The 15,202-nt window shown below is 34.7% G+C and carries 15 protein-coding genes and 4 tRNA genes; 18 read left to right on the forward strand and 1 reads right to left on the reverse strand.

The genetic code is table 11. The features are described from left to right. The first annotated feature begins 29 nt into the window (after positions 1-29). A complete protein-coding gene (locus DB891_RS11220) occupies positions 30-257 on the forward strand; it encodes a PspC domain-containing protein (RefSeq protein ID WP_116763571.1) in 228 nt (75 codons plus the stop codon). A gap of 74 nt (positions 258-331) precedes the next feature. Here DB891_RS11220 and DB891_RS11225 read toward each other — a convergent pair whose 3' ends face one another. Continuing rightward, complete coding sequence (locus DB891_RS11225; RefSeq protein WP_116763573.1) at positions 332-1,825, reverse strand: amino acid permease; 1,494 nt, start codon at positions 1,823-1,825, stop codon at positions 332-334. 243 nt (positions 1,826-2,068) lie between these two features. On the opposite strand from DB891_RS11225, the gene DB891_RS11230 reads away from it, so the two are divergent. The 17 genes from DB891_RS11230 (at position 2,069) to rpoB (ending at position 14,968) form a co-directional block, all read left to right on the forward strand. Further along, positions 2,069-2,956: a ComEA family DNA-binding protein gene (locus DB891_RS11230; protein WP_116763575.1), complete on the forward strand. Its 888-nt coding sequence runs from the start codon at positions 2,069-2,071 to the stop codon at positions 2,954-2,956. 192 nt (positions 2,957-3,148) lie between these two features. Next, positions 3,149-4,318 carry an acyl-CoA dehydrogenase family protein gene (locus tag DB891_RS11235; RefSeq protein WP_116763577.1) on the forward strand — a complete coding sequence of 390 codons (1,170 nt, stop codon included), beginning with the start codon at positions 3,149-3,151 and terminating at the stop codon, positions 4,316-4,318. A 260-nt stretch (positions 4,319-4,578) separates the two neighbouring features. Then, positions 4,579-4,776: a 30S ribosomal protein S21 gene (gene rpsU, locus DB891_RS11240; RefSeq protein WP_024982054.1), complete on the forward strand. Its 198-nt coding sequence runs from the start codon at positions 4,579-4,581 to the stop codon at positions 4,774-4,776. Positions 4,777-4,846: 70 nt separating this feature from the next. After that, on the forward strand, positions 4,847-5,758 hold the full coding sequence (locus tag DB891_RS11245; RefSeq protein WP_116763579.1) for a tyrosine-type recombinase/integrase: 912 nt from the start codon (positions 4,847-4,849) through the stop codon (positions 5,756-5,758). Positions 5,759-5,777: 19 nt separating this feature from the next. After that, on the forward strand, positions 5,778-6,080 hold the full coding sequence (hpf, locus tag DB891_RS11250) for a ribosome hibernation-promoting factor, HPF/YfiA family (protein WP_116763581.1): 303 nt from the start codon (positions 5,778-5,780) through the stop codon (positions 6,078-6,080). Positions 6,081-6,171: 91 nt separating this feature from the next. After that, positions 6,172-6,245, forward strand: a tRNA-Thr gene (locus tag DB891_RS11255). Positions 6,246-6,304: 59 nt separating this feature from the next. Continuing rightward, positions 6,305-6,385 (forward strand) — tRNA-Tyr (locus tag DB891_RS11260). Between the two features lie 86 nt (positions 6,386-6,471). Continuing rightward, positions 6,472-6,543, forward strand: a tRNA-Thr gene (locus tag DB891_RS11265). A 53-nt stretch (positions 6,544-6,596) separates the two neighbouring features. Next, on the forward strand, positions 6,597-7,784 hold the full coding sequence (gene tuf, locus DB891_RS11270) for an elongation factor Tu (protein ID WP_116763583.1): 1,188 nt from the start codon (positions 6,597-6,599) through the stop codon (positions 7,782-7,784). Between the two features lie 56 nt (positions 7,785-7,840). After that, a tRNA-Trp gene (locus DB891_RS11275) sits at positions 7,841-7,911 on the forward strand. 18 nt (positions 7,912-7,929) lie between these two features. Continuing rightward, the gene (gene secE, locus DB891_RS11280; RefSeq protein ID WP_116763649.1) at positions 7,930-8,127 is read left to right on the forward strand and encodes a preprotein translocase subunit SecE; all 198 of its coding nucleotides are present in this window, start codon (positions 7,930-7,932) and stop codon (positions 8,125-8,127) included. 9 nt (positions 8,128-8,136) lie between these two features. Further along, positions 8,137-8,688, forward strand: coding sequence for a transcription termination/antitermination protein NusG (gene nusG / locus DB891_RS11285; protein ID WP_116763585.1), 552 nt, complete (start codon positions 8,137-8,139; stop codon positions 8,686-8,688). 67 nt (positions 8,689-8,755) lie between these two features. After that, complete coding sequence (gene rplK / locus DB891_RS11290) at positions 8,756-9,193, forward strand: 50S ribosomal protein L11 (protein WP_035639405.1); 438 nt, start codon at positions 8,756-8,758, stop codon at positions 9,191-9,193. Positions 9,194-9,206: 13 nt separating this feature from the next. Then, positions 9,207-9,896, forward strand: a complete 690-nt coding sequence (rplA, locus tag DB891_RS11295; protein WP_072944426.1) for a 50S ribosomal protein L1 — start codon at positions 9,207-9,209, stop codon at positions 9,894-9,896. A gap of 22 nt (positions 9,897-9,918) precedes the next feature. Continuing rightward, positions 9,919-10,428: a 50S ribosomal protein L10 gene (rplJ, locus tag DB891_RS11300; RefSeq protein WP_116763587.1), complete on the forward strand. Its 510-nt coding sequence runs from the start codon at positions 9,919-9,921 to the stop codon at positions 10,426-10,428. 84 nt (positions 10,429-10,512) lie between these two features. Then, on the forward strand, positions 10,513-10,881 hold the full coding sequence (rplL, locus tag DB891_RS11305; RefSeq protein ID WP_077370834.1) for a 50S ribosomal protein L7/L12: 369 nt from the start codon (positions 10,513-10,515) through the stop codon (positions 10,879-10,881). Between the two features lie 274 nt (positions 10,882-11,155). Then, a complete protein-coding gene (gene rpoB / locus DB891_RS11310) occupies positions 11,156-14,968 on the forward strand; it encodes a DNA-directed RNA polymerase subunit beta (RefSeq protein ID WP_116763589.1) in 3,813 nt (1,270 codons plus the stop codon). Positions 14,969-15,202 lie beyond the last annotated feature (234 nt).

Consider the following 15,202-nt stretch of genomic DNA (forward strand, 5'->3'; position numbering starts at 1 on the left):
TATTCCAACAAAAACAATATTATCTACATATGAAAGCAGTAATTAGATTAAAATATTTTTTAGAAAAATACGGTTTCCACGTCTCTTCACGATTGGCTGATAAATTGGGAATGAGAGTGACAAGTGTGCGCTTATTTTTTATTTATATCTCTTTTGTTACCGCTGGATTGGGATTTGGGGTCTATCTTACTTTGGCTTTCTGGATCCGACTCAAAGATTTAATTCGAGCCAAACGGACTTCTGTTTTTGATTTATAGATGGTTTTAAAGCATAAAAAAAGGGATTTTAAAGTGGTAAACTTTAAAATCCCTTTTTTTTATATTAATTGAATTTATTCTTTTGGGTTGTTCAGGACACTATTTTTCTTTCCATAAGCAAAATAGAAAATAACTCCTAAAGCCATCCAAGCAAAAAGTCTCAACCAGTTAGTCCAGCCTAAACCGTACATCATAGCACAACAAACCGCAACGCCTAATAATGGGACAAAAGGAACAAGAGGTGTTTTGAATTCTCTAACCATATTTGGCTCTTTTTTTCTTAGAATGATTACAGAAATACATACAAGTACAAAAGCAAATAAAGTTCCAATGCTGGTCATGTCTCCTACAATATCTCCAGGTACAAATGCAGCAAAAGCGCCAACGATTACTAAAATAGCAAGATTTGCTTTGTAGGGAGTTTTGTATGTAGGATGTAAGTCACTGAACATTTTTGGTAATAAACCATCTTTACCCATAGAATAAAAAACTCTGGATTGACCTAATAGCATCACTAAAATAACAGATGAAAATCCAGCTAAAATAGCAATAGTAACAAACTGTGCGAGCCAATTGTAGCTTGCTCCCATAGCGTGTATAATCGCATTGGCAACCGAAGCCTCTTTACCATCTGTTCTAAAAAACTCTACTGGTTCAAGACCTGTTAACACATGTCCAAAAAGGATGTATAAAACAGTACATACGGCTAAAGATCCTAAAATACCAATTGGCATATTTCGTTTAGGGTTTATAGTTTCTTGAGCTGCAGTACTTACAGCATCAAAACCAATAAAAGCAAAGAAAACGGTACCAGCGGCCCCTAATATTCCCATTATTCCTCCGTATGCGTGCCCTACTCCGTGTTCATCAACGAAAATATCCGTTGGTGGAATATAAGGTGTGTGATTTGCAGGGTTGATGAAATTCCATCCAAGGACAATGATTAATACTACAATTGTAACTTTAACAATAACAATAATTCCGTTTATAAATGCAGACTCTTGTATTCCTTTTATTAGTATAAGGCTGATTACAGCAACAATAAATAAAGCGGGTAGGTTGATGATTCCGTGTGTCACATGTTGTGTCACTGGATCAACTATTTTTTGAAATGGAGAGTGAGAGAGTTCAAAGGGTATTGGACTCATGTGGAGCACATTGATCAGTAAATTATTGAGGTATTCACTCCATGCAATTCCTACTGTGGCAGCACCTACGGCATATTCAAGGATTAAATCCCAACCAATAATCCATGCTAGAAATTCACCCATTGTAGCATAAGTGTAAGTGTAAGCACTTCCGGCAATTGGAATAGAAGAGGAAAGTTCTGCATAACACAATCCTGCTAATGCGCAACCAATGGCGGCAACAACAAATGCTATAGTTACAGATGGCCCAGCACTTTGTGCTGCTGCTGTAGCTGTTCGAACGAACAATCCAGCTCCAATAATAGCACCTATTCCTAATGCAACTAAGGACCAGGCTGTTAGTGTTCTTTTTAATCCTTTTTCAGAATCAGCAGCTTCAGCTAATAGTTGAGCTAATGGTTTTCTTTTCCAAATTGACATGGTTTTTATGGTTTAATGTTATTAAGTGCCAAATGTATTGTTTTTTATAAAAAATAAAAATTATAATTTCATTTAACTAACAAATTAATGATTCTGCCACTTTTTTATGTATAAATAATATAGTATCCCTATTTTGAAATAATTTAAATAGAAATTATAGTCGCTATTTTTCTTATGAAAAATAATGAGTATTGATTTATTTCGTATTTTTAAATTCCGAATCATAAAATATATTTTTAAAGAATGGCTTTCAATACAATTAAAGATTATTTTAAATTTACGCGAGAACAACGAACAGGAGTGGTAGTGTTGTTCGGAATTATAGTGATTCTACAATTGGTTTATTTTTTTGTCGATTTTAACGTGATTGAAAAAGAATATTCGGGTAAACAAAAATGGCTTTCCCTGCAATCTCAAATTGATGCCGAAAAAATAGAGAAGAATAATGATATGCTAAAAAATTACCCTTTCAATCCCAATTTTATTTCGGATTATAAAGGTTACAAACTAGGAATGTCCGTTAAGGAAATAGATCGGCTTCTTGCTTTTAGAAAAAATAATAAGTTCGTTAATTCTGCCAAAGAGTTTCAAAACGTTACTAAAGTTTCGGATTCATTGTTGAATGCAATCGCTCCGTTTTTTAAATTCCCCGATTGGGTAAACCATAAAAAGGAGTTTAAAGACTATAAAAACTTTTCAAATTCGGTTTTCGCCAAAAAAGGAAAAATAGTTAAAATTGATATCAATCAGGCAACCCAAGAAGATTTAATTAAAATATACGGAATAGGAGAGGCAATTTCGATTCGAATTTTAGCTCAAAAAGAAAAATTAGGCGGTTTTGTCTCTATGGATCAACTCAATGATGTTTGGGGATTGTCTCCGGAAGTAATTACGAATTTAAATGCCCATTTTACCATTGTAAAGCTTCCCAATTTGAATAAAATTGACATAAACAATGCGTCATTAAAAGAGCTTTCTCAGTTTTTTTATTTCAAATACGATTTGGCAAGACAGATTGTAAAATATCGAAGCATGAACGGTAATTTTGAAAATATTGAGGATTTGATAAAAATTAAGGGGTTTCCTGTTGAAAAAGCTAAAATAATTGGTTTATATTTGGACTTTAATTAGAAGCGTATAATGAAGTGATGTAAGCTTTCTTTAACTGGTTGTAAAAGGGTCTTTTTGCTATATGTTTTATTTCTTTAAAACGCAGCTCTGCTATTTAGATCAAGAAATCTTAAATTTTAGATAAAAAGTTCCTGTTGTCGCTTCAATTAAAACAGTTTTAAATATTACAATTTATTAAAATATTATTATTACATGGATTCAATTTATTTTACAGAAGAACATCAATTATTTAGAGAGAGCTTAAAGGATTTTTTACAAAAAGAAGTTGTACCTCATATCGAAAAATGGGAGAAAACAGGCTCAATCGAGCGTTTTATTTGGAAAAAGTTTGGGGAAATGGGCTTTTTCGGAATACGCTATCCTGAGGTTTATGGTGGATTGAATTTAGATTTGTTTTACACCGTTATTTTTTTAGAAGAACTTCAAAAAATAAAGTCTGCTGGCTTTGCAGCTGCAATGTGGGCACATTCTTATTTAGCTATGACGCATTTGAATGCGGAAGGCGATGAGCGAATTAAACGTGACTATTTAGCGCCAAGTATCTCTGGAGATAAAATTGGGGCTTTGTGTATTACAGAACCATTTGGTGGAAGCGATGTTGCTGCTATGCGTACTACAGCTGTTAAAAAAGGCGATAAATATATTATTAATGGCTCTAAAACATTCATAACTAACGGTATTTTTGGCGATTATTATGTAGTTGCTGCAAAAACAAGTCCGGAACTTGGAAACAAAGGAATTAGTATGTTTTTGATGGATAGTAATCTTAAGGGAATTTCCACGACAAAACTTGATAAATTAGGCTGGAGAGCTTCAGATACTGCAGAAATTGCATTTGATGAAGTAGAAATTCCGGTAGAAAATTTAATGGGTGAAGAAGGGAAAGGATTTCCTTATATTATGCAGCATTTTGCCTTAGAGCGTATGATTATGGCTATAAATGCCCATGCAAGAGCAGAGTATGCTATTGATTATACAATTGAATACATGTCGCAACGAGAAGCATTTGGAAAAACAATAGATAAGTTCCAGGCATTAAGACATACATTAGTAGAGCACGCAACAGATGTTGAGCATTGCAAAGTGTTTAATTATGCCGCTGTAGCCAGATTAGATAAAGGAGAATATGTGGTTAAGGAGGCAACTATGGCCAAATTAAAATCTACAAAAGTGGCCGATGAAACCATTTACAGCTGCTTGCAAATGTTGGGTGGTTATGGTTATATGGAAGAATATCCATTAGCACGTTTGTTTAGAGATAGTCGTTTGGGGCCAATTGGAGGCGGAACTTCAGAGATTCTTAAAGAGATTTTAGCGAAAATGATCATTGATAAGCAAAATTATAAGCCAGCTGTGAAATAATAGTAGGCTAATGTTATAAATAATATAAAGAGTCAATTTTCTGATATTGGCTCTTTTTTTGTGTGAAGGATAGTAGTGGAAATCCTTTTATGAAGTGCAAACGAATAAAAGATTGTAGCGAATAGCCTGACGGTAAATGAGAAGTTGTTTTGGAATCGAATTGTGTTTTGCTGGCACACCCAAAATAATTAGTAATTTATAGTCTTTAATTCAAAATAATGTTTACTTTTGCACACTTAACGAAAGGGGGTGATAAAATTATGTTAATTATACCAATTAAAGACGGAGAAAATATCGATAGAGCACTTAAGCGCTACAAAAGAAAATTCGATAAAACTGGAACTGTAAGACAACTAAGAGCACGTACTGCTTTTATAAAACCATCAGTTATCAATAGAATGAAATTTCAAAAAGCTGCTTATATTCAAAACATGAAAGATGGTTTAGAGAATATCTAGTCGAATTCTATTAAAATAAAGTACCGTTAGTCATTAAAGTTTCTTAACTTTGATGCTAACGGTTTTTTTTATGGCTACAAATATAGATGCATTTAGAGATTATTTGCAATTAGAAAAAAAATACTCTCCACATACTATAAATGCCTATTTAAATGACATTGCTTACTTTGAGTCGTTTAATAAGGAGTTTTTTCAGCAAGAGAGTATAGAGCAGGTAAATTATAGTCAAATTAGAAGTTGGGTTGTTTCTCTTGTAGATGATTCGGTTTCTAATGTTACCGTCAATAGAAAGATAGCTTCCTTAAAGGCTTTTTATAAATTTCTATTAAAAACAAAACAAATTGAGGTTAGTCCATTGCTGAAGCATAAAGCTTTAAAGGTGTCTAAAAAACTGCAAATTCCCTTTTCGGAGAAAGAACTGGTCGATGTTTTAGGTCAGGTCAATGAATTGAGTGGTTTTCAGGAAATAAGAGATAGGCTTATTATTGACTTATTTTACACTACAGGTATGCGAAGGACGGAATTGATTCATTTGAAATGTGCTGATGTCAATTTATTTGGAAATACAACTAAGGTTCTAGGGAAACGGAATAAAGAGCGTATAGTTCCTATTTTGCCTATCGTGGTAAGACAACTGTCGCTGTACGATAAGGAGAGATCTTGTTTGGAATGTATTGTTGATCAAGAATATTTATTTCTCACAAAAAAAGGGTTAAAATTGAGTGATTCTTTTGTGTATCGATTAATAAATTCATACTTTAGTACTGTCTCCGAGAAAGTAAAAAAAAGTCCGCATATTTTAAGACATACATTTGCAACTCACTTATTAAATAACGGAGCTGATTTAAATTCAGTAAAAGAATTGTTAGGGCATTCTAGTTTGGCGTCGACGCAAATATATACCCATAATAGTTTATCAGAACTAAAAAAGGTGTATCAAGAAGCGCATCCTAGAGGTGGGAATAATTCAAAAAAATTTTAACCATTAAAAAAGATTGATTATGAAGGTAAATGTTCATGCAGTTAACTTTGCTGTTGACAAAAAGCTAGTAGATTTCGTTCAAGACAGAATGGATAGATTGGAGAAATATTATGATAAAGTAGTGTCTTCGGATGTTTTTTTAAAAGTAGAAAAGACAAGTGATAAGGAAAATAAAATAGTTGAAATGAAAATCAACGTTCCTGGGGATGATTTTTTAGTAAAAAAGCAGTGCAAAACCTTTGAAGAAGCAACGGATCAAGCTGCGGAATCTATAGAACGATTGTTGGTAAAACGTAAAGAAAAGTTAAGAACACATATTTAATGAAAATTTTTTTCAAAAAATGTTTTGATTAAAAGATAAAATCTCTACATTTGCAGTCCGTTAGAAATAGCGGACTTTTTTTATTGAAATTGCCAGCGTAGCTCAGTTGGCTAGAGCAGCTGATTTGTAATCAGCAGGTCGTGGGTTCGAGTCCCTCCGCCGGCTCTAATTTATTCCAAATTCGATTTGGGATTTGTTCTTTAAGTTATTGGGATTAAAAAAATGGGGAGATACTCAAGCGGCCAACGAGGGCAGACTGTAAATCTGCTGTGTGAACTTCGCAGGTTCGAATCCTGCTCTCCCCACAAGAATTAATTTAAGATTGTGAATTTTTAGATTTCAGGTTGAAAAATCTAAAATTAGAAATTTAAACTCTTTAATCAAGGATTCTGCCGACTTAGCTCAGAGGTAGAGTGCTTCCTTGGTAAGGAAGAGGTCACGGGTTCAATTCCCGTAGTTGGCTCAAGTAAGTAGGAAATTGAAATAAATATATAACTAGATTAAAAATTAAGTAAAATGGCAAAAGAAACCTTTAACCGTAATAAGCCCCACTTAAACATTGGAACAATTGGGCACGTGGATCACGGAAAAACTACATTAACAGCAGCAATCACAAAAGTGTTATCTGATGCTGGTTACTGTCAAGCAAAATCATTTGATCAAATTGATAATGCTCCTGAAGAAAAAGAAAGAGGTATTACAATTAATACATCACACGTTGAGTATGAAACTGCTAACCGTCATTACGCACACGTTGACTGTCCTGGTCACGCGGATTACGTAAAAAACATGGTTACTGGTGCTGCTCAAATGGACGGTGCTATCCTTGTAGTTGCTGCAACTGATGGGCCAATGCCACAAACACGTGAGCACATCCTTTTAGGTCGTCAGGTAGGTATTCCTAGAATGGTTGTATTCATGAATAAAGTGGATATGGTTGATGATGAGGAATTGTTGGAACTTGTTGAAATGGAAATTAGAGACTTATTGTCTTTCTACGAATATGATGGAGATAATTGTCCAGTTGTTCAAGGGTCTGCTCTTGGAGGATTGAATAATGATCCAGCTTGGGTGCCAAAAATCATTGAATTAATGGCTGCTTGTGATTCTTGGATTGAAGAGCCAATTCGTGATACTGCAAAACCTTTCTTGATGCCGGTTGAAGATGTATTTACAATTACTGGTCGTGGAACTGTTGCTACAGGTCGTATCGAAACTGGTATTGCTAATACTGGAGATCCAGTTGAAATCATTGGTATGGGAGCTGAAAAATTAACTTCTACTATTACAGGAGTTGAGATGTTCCGTAAAATCCTTGATAGAGGAGAAGCAGGAGATAACGTAGGTTTATTGTTAAGAGGTGTTGATAAAGAATCTATCAAAAGAGGAATGGTTATCATTAAGCCAGGATCAGTAAAACCACACGCTACTTTCAAAGCTGAGGTTTATATCTTGAAAAAAGAAGAAGGTGGACGTCATACTCCATTTCATAATAACTACCGTCCACAGTTCTACGTACGTACAACTGACGTAACAGGAGTTATTACTCTGCCAGAAGGAGTAGAGATGGTAATGCCAGGAGACAACTTAACTATTAATGTTACTTTGTTAAGCCCAATCGCAATGAGCGTTGGTTTACGTTTTGCTATCCGTGAAGGTGGTAGAACAGTAGGTGCTGGTCAGGTAACTGAGATTGTAGGTTAATCCTAAATAAATTTAAAAAAATAGTGTCGTTTAACGACGACGCTATTTTTTATTCTACGGGCGTAGTTCAAGGGTAGAATAGCGGTCTCCAAAACCGTTGATGGGGGTTCGAATCCCTCCGCCCGTGCAAAATAAACTAATCACGATGACAAAAGTTGTTAATTATATATCGGAATCATTTGAAGAATTAAAATCAAATGTAACTTGGCCAGCTTGGGCTGAAGTGCAACGTCTTACGATCGTTGTTGCTGTTTTTTCAGTGGTATTCGCTTTAGCAACATGGGGAGTGGATGAAGTTTTTGCAAAAACATTAGCTGTGTTTTTTAACTGGATAAAAGCATAATTTTTTGTAATGGCAGATAATAATATAAAGAAGTGGTATGTCGTTCGTGCAGTAAGCGGACAAGAAAATAAAGTGAAAGCTTATATAGAAACTGAAATTACTCGTCTTGGGATGGAGGATTATGTTTCTCAAGTTCTTGTGCCTACAGAGAAAGTAGTTACTGTAAAAGACGGGAAAAAATTATCTAAGGATAAAGTTTATTTTCCTGGATATGTTATGATTGAAGCGAATCTAGTAGGGGAGATACCTCATATTATTAAGTCTATAACAAGTGTTATTGGTTTTTTAGGTGAAACAAAAGGTGGAGAACCGGTGCCGCTTAGAATTTCAGAAGTAAACAGAATGCTAGGTAAAGTAGATGAGTTGGCTGTAAATACAGATACTCGTTCTATTCCTTTCAACTTAGGAGAAACAATTAAGGTCGTTGATGGTCCTTTCAATGGTTTTAACGGTACGGTTGAAAAAATAAATGAAGAAAAGCGTAAACTGGAAGTAATGGTTAAGATTTTCGGAAGAAAAACACCATTAGAGTTGAGTTTTATGCAAGTTGAAAAAGTATAATTTTTGTTACATCTATAATAACCACTACAATCGCTTCCAATGATTGTCGTGTTAAATTTTTTAAAAAATGGCTAAAGAAATTAGTAAGGTAGTTAAACTACAAGTTAAGGGAGGTGCTGCGAATCCGTCGCCACCGGTTGGACCTGCTTTAGGAGCTGCTGGGGTAAACATCATGGAGTTCTGTAAGCAGTTCAATGCTAGAACACAAGATAAACCCGGCAAAATATGCCCAGTACAAATTACTGTGTATAAAGACAAATCATTTGATTTTGTTGTAAAAACTCCTCCAGCGGCAGTCCAGTTATTGGAAGCTGCAAAGCTAAAGTCAGGATCTGGTGAACCAAATCGTAAAAAAGTAGCAAGCGTTACTTGGGATGTTATCAAAGCAATTGCTGAAGATAAAATGGTAGATTTAAATGCATTCACAATCGAATCTGCTATGAGTATGATCGCTGGAACAGCTAGATCTATGGGTATAACTGTATCAGGAGATTCTCCTTTTTAATTAAGAGAAAGACATGGCAAAATTGACAAAAAAGCAAAAAGAGGCTGCTTCAAAAATTGAAAAGAACAAATTATATTCTTTAAAAGATGCTGCTGCATTAATTAAAGTTATTGCTTCTGCAAAATTTGATGAGTCTGTTGATATCGCTGTTAGATTGGGTGTAGATCCAAGAAAAGCGAATCAAATGGTTAGAGGTGTGGTAACATTACCTCATGGAACTGGTAAAGATGTTAAAGTATTAGCATTAGTTACTCCAGATAAAGAAGCGGAAGCTTTGGCAGCTGGTGCAGACTATGTTGGTCTTGATGATTACCTTCAAAAAATTAAAGACGGTTGGACAGATGTTGATGTAATCATCACTATGCCTGCTGTAATGGGTAAATTAGGTCCATTAGGTCGTATTTTAGGACCTAGAGGTTTAATGCCAAACCCTAAAACAGGTACTGTAACTATGGATGTTGCAAAAGCTGTTGCAGAGGTAAAAGCTGGTAAAATTGACTTTAAAGTTGATAAAACTGGTATTGTACATGCAGGAATTGGTAAAGTTTCTTTTGGAGCTGAGCAAATTTATGACAATGCACACGAAATTATTCAAACATTAATCAAACTTAAACCAACTGCTGCTAAAGGTACCTACATTAAAGGTATTCACCTTACAAGCACTATGAGTCCTGCAATTGCATTGGACCCAAAAGCAGTATAATTGGTAGTTAATAATTTTTAGTATGACTAGAGAAGAAAAATCAATCGCGATTGAAGATTTAACTGCACAGTTAGCTGGTACAAACATTATTTATGTATCTGATATTTCTGGATTAAACGCAGAAACAACTTCAAACTTGAGAAGAGCTTGTTTTAAAGCAGGTATTAAATTAGAGGTGGTAAAAAACACTTTGCTTGCAAAAGCAATGGAAGCTTCGGATAATGACTATGGTGATTTACCTTCTGTATTGACAGGTAACAGTGCTATCTTTATTTCTGATGTTGCAAATGCACCTGGAAAAATCATTAAAGATTTCAGAAAGAAATCTGACAAGCCTGTATTAAAAGGAGCTTATATTAACTCTGAAATTTACATCGGTGATGATCAATTAGAAGCATTAGCTACTATTAAATCTAAAGAAGAGCTTATCGGCGAAATCATTGGATTGTTACAATCACCAGCTCAAAGAGTTATTTCTGCTTTGCAAAACCAATTCGCTAACAGCGAAGAAGTGGCTGAGACAGAAGCATAATAAAAAAGAGTCAATCTTTTTTATTTAGAAAAGCGCACAATAAATAAATTATATTTTACAAATCATTTTAAAACGATAGAAAAAATGGCAGATTTGAAACAATTCGCAGAACAATTAGTTAATTTAACTGTAAAAGAAGTTAACGAATTAGCAACAATATTAAAAGATGAGTACGGAATCGAACCAGCTGCTGCAGCTGTAGTAGTTTCAGGTGGTGGAGAAGCTGCTGCTGAAGAAGCTCAAACTGAATTTACAGTTGTATTGAAAGAAGCTGGTGCTTCTAAATTAGCTGTAGTTAAATTGGTAAAAGAACTTACAGGTTTAGGTTTGAAAGAAGCTAAAGATGTAGTTGATAGCGCTCCAAGTAACGTTAAAGAAGGTGTAACTAAAGAAGAGGCTGAAGGTCTTAAAAAATCTTTAGAAGAAGCTGGAGCTGTTGTTGAGCTTAAATAGTTCTACTCAGTTTTAAGAATTAGGTTTAGGTCTTGGATTTACTTCCAAAGACCTAAACCCTTTTTCGTATAATAAAATTATAATAAGTTTTATTATAAAATAGTTTAAAATACCCAATGGTTTTAGATCAATACGATGAAAGAAAATCAACAATAGAGTTTGCTCTTGAGTTATTTTTAAAGAGGTATTGATTAGAAATTAAGTATTGATTGTTTTATATTAGTCAGTGTTTTACACTAAAACTACTTTTTTTTAATCAAAATTTTGTCAATTGATGATATCAAATCAAACTGAAAGATTGAATTTTGCCTCAACAAAAAACATACCTCAATATCCAGATTTTCTAGATGTTCAGGTAAAATCGTTTAAAGATTTTTTTCAATTAGAAACTAAATCTGACGAAAGAGGCGACGAAGGGTTATACAACACCTTCATGGAAAACTTTCCAATTACAGATACAAGAAATAACTTTGTATTGGAGTTCCTAGATTACTTTGTAGATCCACCACGTTACACCATTCAAGAATGTATAGAGAGAGGTCTTACCTATAGTGTGCCTTTAAAAGCAAGGTTGAAACTATATTGTACAGATCCTGAACATGAAGATTTTGAAACAATTGTTCAAGATGTTTATCTTGGTACAATACCTTATATGACACCAAGTGGTACTTTTGTTATCAATGGAGCTGAGCGAGTTGTGGTTTCACAATTACACCGTTCTCCAGGTGTTTTCTTTGGACAGTCATTCCATGCAAATGGAACAAAATTATATTCTGCCAGAGTAATCCCTTTTAAAGGATCTTGGATAGAATTTTCTACAGATATCAATAGCGTTATGTACGCTTATATCGATAGAAAGAAAAAATTACCGGTTACTACTTTATTCCGTGCAATAGGCTTCGAAAGAGACAAGGATATCCTAGAGATTTTCGACCTAGCTGAGGAAATTAAAGTTTCTAAAACTGGACTTAAAAAATATATTGGTAGAAAATTGGCTGCCCGTGTTTTGAACACTTGGCATGAAGATTTCGTTGATGAAGATACTGGCGAAGTTGTTTCTATCGAACGTAACGAAATAATCCTTGATAGAGATACTATTATCGACAAAGATAATGTGGAAGAAATCATTGATTCAAACGTTAAATCTATTTTGTTGCATAAAGAAGATAATAATCTTGTTGATTATTCTATCATTCATAATACGCTACAAAAAGATCCAACAAACTCTGAAAAAGAAGCTGTTGAGCATATATACAGGCAATTGCGTAACGCAGAACCGCCTGATGAAGAAACTGCTCGTGGTATTATAGATAAATTATTCTTCTCTGACCAACGTTACAACTTAGGTGAAGTAGGTCGTTATAGAATAAACAAAAAATTAGGTTTAGATACTCCAATGGAAAAGCAAGTGCTTACCAAAGAAGATATCATAACTATTGTTAAGTATTTGATTGAATTAATAAATGCGAAAGCTGATATTGATGATATTGACCACTTATCAAACCGTCGTGTGAGAACAGTAGGAGAACAATTGTCTCAACAATTTGGTGTAGGTTTAGCTCGTATGGCTAGAACTATTAGAGAGCGTATGAACGTTAGAGATAACGAGGTGTTTACACCAATAGATTTGATTAATGCTAAAACATTATCTTCTGTTATCAACTCTTTCTTTGGTACCAACCAGTTGTCTCAATTTATGGATCAAACGAATCCATTAGCTGAGATCACGCACAAAAGAAGATTATCTGCACTTGGACCAGGTGGACTTTCGAGAGAGAGAGCCGGATTTGAGGTACGTGACGTTCACTATACGCATTACGGACGTTTATGTCCAATTGAAACTCCTGAGGGACCAAACATTGGTTTGATATCTTCTCTTGGTGTTTATGCTAAAGTAAACGGAATGGGTTTCATTGAAACACCTTACCGTAAAGTAACTAATGGAGTAGTGGATTTAGAGTCTACGCCTGTTTACTTAAGTGCTGAAGAAGAAGAAGGTATGATGATTTCTCAGGCAAATATCCAAATGGATGAGACTGGTAAAATTACTGCCGATAATGTAATTGCACGTCAAGAAGGGGATTTCCCTGTTATTGATCCAACTAAAGTGGATTATGCAGACGTTGCTCCAAACCAAATTGCTTCTATTTCTGCTTCTTTGATTCCTTTCTTGGAACATGATGATGCGAATAGAGCATTGATGGGATCTAACATGATGCGTCAGGCTGTACCATTGATACGTCCTGAAGCGCCAATTGTTGGAACTGGTTTAGAGCGTCAAGTAGCTTCAGATTCTAGAGTTTTAATTAACGCTGAGGGTCCTGGAGTTATAGAATATGTAGATGCTAATATCATCACTATCAAATACGATCGTTCTGAGGAAGAAAGAATGGTTAGTTTTGAATCTGATGATAAAACATATAATTTAATTAAGTTTAGAAAAACCAATCAAGGTACAAGTATCAACCTTAAACCTATCGTAAGAAAAGGGGATAGAGTGGTTCTTGGACAAGTATTATCTGAAGGTTATGCTACTCAAAATGGAGAATTAGCTTTAGGTCGTAACCTAAAAGTGGCGTTCATGCCATGGAAAGGGTACAACTTCGAGGATGCGATTGTTATTTCTGAAAAAGTGGTTCGTGACGATATTTTCACCTCTATTCACGTTGATGATTATTCATTGGAAGTTAGAGATACTAAATTAGGTAACGAAGAATTAACGAATGATATACCAAACGTTTCTGAAGAAGCTACTAAAGATTTAGATGAAAATGGTATGATTAGAATTGGAGCCGAGGTTAAACCTGGTGACATTCTTATCGGTAAAATTACTCCAAAAGGGGAATCAGATCCTACTCCGGAAGAGAAATTGCTTCGTGCAATCTTCGGGGATAAAGCAGGTGATGTAAAAGATGCTTCATTAAAAGCTTCTCCTTCTTTACATGGTGTAGTTTTGGATAAAAAATTATTCGCAAGAGCAGTAAAAGATAAACGTAAACGTACTCAAGATAAAGATGCTTTAGGAGCACTTGAAATGGAGTTTGAAGTTAAGTTTGTTGAGCTTAAAGATAGATTGATTGAGAAACTTTTCAATATTGTAAACGGAAAAACTTCTCAAGGTGTAATGAATGATTTGGGTGAGGAAGTTTTACCAAAAGGTAAAAAATATACTCAAAAAATGCTTTATGCTGTTGAAGATTTTGCTCACTTAAGTAAAGGTCAATGGGTTGCAGATGATGTGACTAATAAAATGGTTAATGATTTAATTCATAACTATAAAATTAAATTGAACGATTTACAAGGAGCGTTACGTAGAGAAAAATTCACTATCACTGTTGGAGATGAATTGCCAGCAGGAATCTTGAAATTGGCTAAAGTTTATATTGCTAAAAAACGTAAACTGAAAGTTGGGGATAAAATGGCAGGACGTCACGGTAACAAAGGTATTGTTGCTCGTATCGTTCGTCATGAAGATATGCCTTTCTTAGAGGACGGAACACCAGTTGATATCGTGTTGAATCCACTTGGGGTACCTTCACGTATGAACATTGGTCAAATTTATGAAACTGTTCTTGGTTGGGCTGGACAAAACTTGGGTAGAAAATTTGCTACACCAATTTTTGACGGAGCATCTCTTGACCAAATCAATGAATTGACTGACGAAGCTGGAGTACCACGTTTTGGACATACTCATCTTTATGATGGTGGTACGGGAGAGCGTTTCCATCAGGCAGCAACTGTAGGTGTGATCTATATGTTAAAATTAGGACACATGGTTGATGATAAGATGCACGCACGTTCTATCGGACCATACTCATTAATTACGCAACAACCTTTAGGAGGTAAGGCGCAATTTGGTGGACAACGTTTTGGAGAGATGGAGGTTTGGGCACTTGAAGCTTATGGAGCATCAAGTACACTTAGAGAAATCTTGACAGTTAAGTCTGATGATGTTATTGGTAGAGCTAAAACTTACGAAGCTATCGTTAAGGGTGAATCTATGCCAGAACCAGGATTACCTGAATCATTCAATGTATTAATGCATGAATTGAAAGGTCTTGGTCTTGACATTCGTTTAGAAGAATAAATTAAAGTTTGCAGTATTCAGTTTTCAGGTAGCAATATCTGAAAACTGATTACTCATTTATAAGAGTTTTTAGGATTTAGACCCGTAACCCGTTCCGATTTTTTATTTAAACCAATTGGGTTTTGTAAATAGCACTTCAAAATTTTTATTTGAAGTTTAGTGAAGTAATCCGAGGTGTAGAGACGTTGCATTGCAACGACTGTACTGAAATCAATTTTTAATTGCAAATAAATC

It is taken from the genome of Flavobacterium laiguense (assembly GCF_003097655.1).
Taxonomy (GTDB): Bacteria; Bacteroidota; Bacteroidia; order Flavobacteriales; family Flavobacteriaceae; genus Flavobacterium; species Flavobacterium laiguense.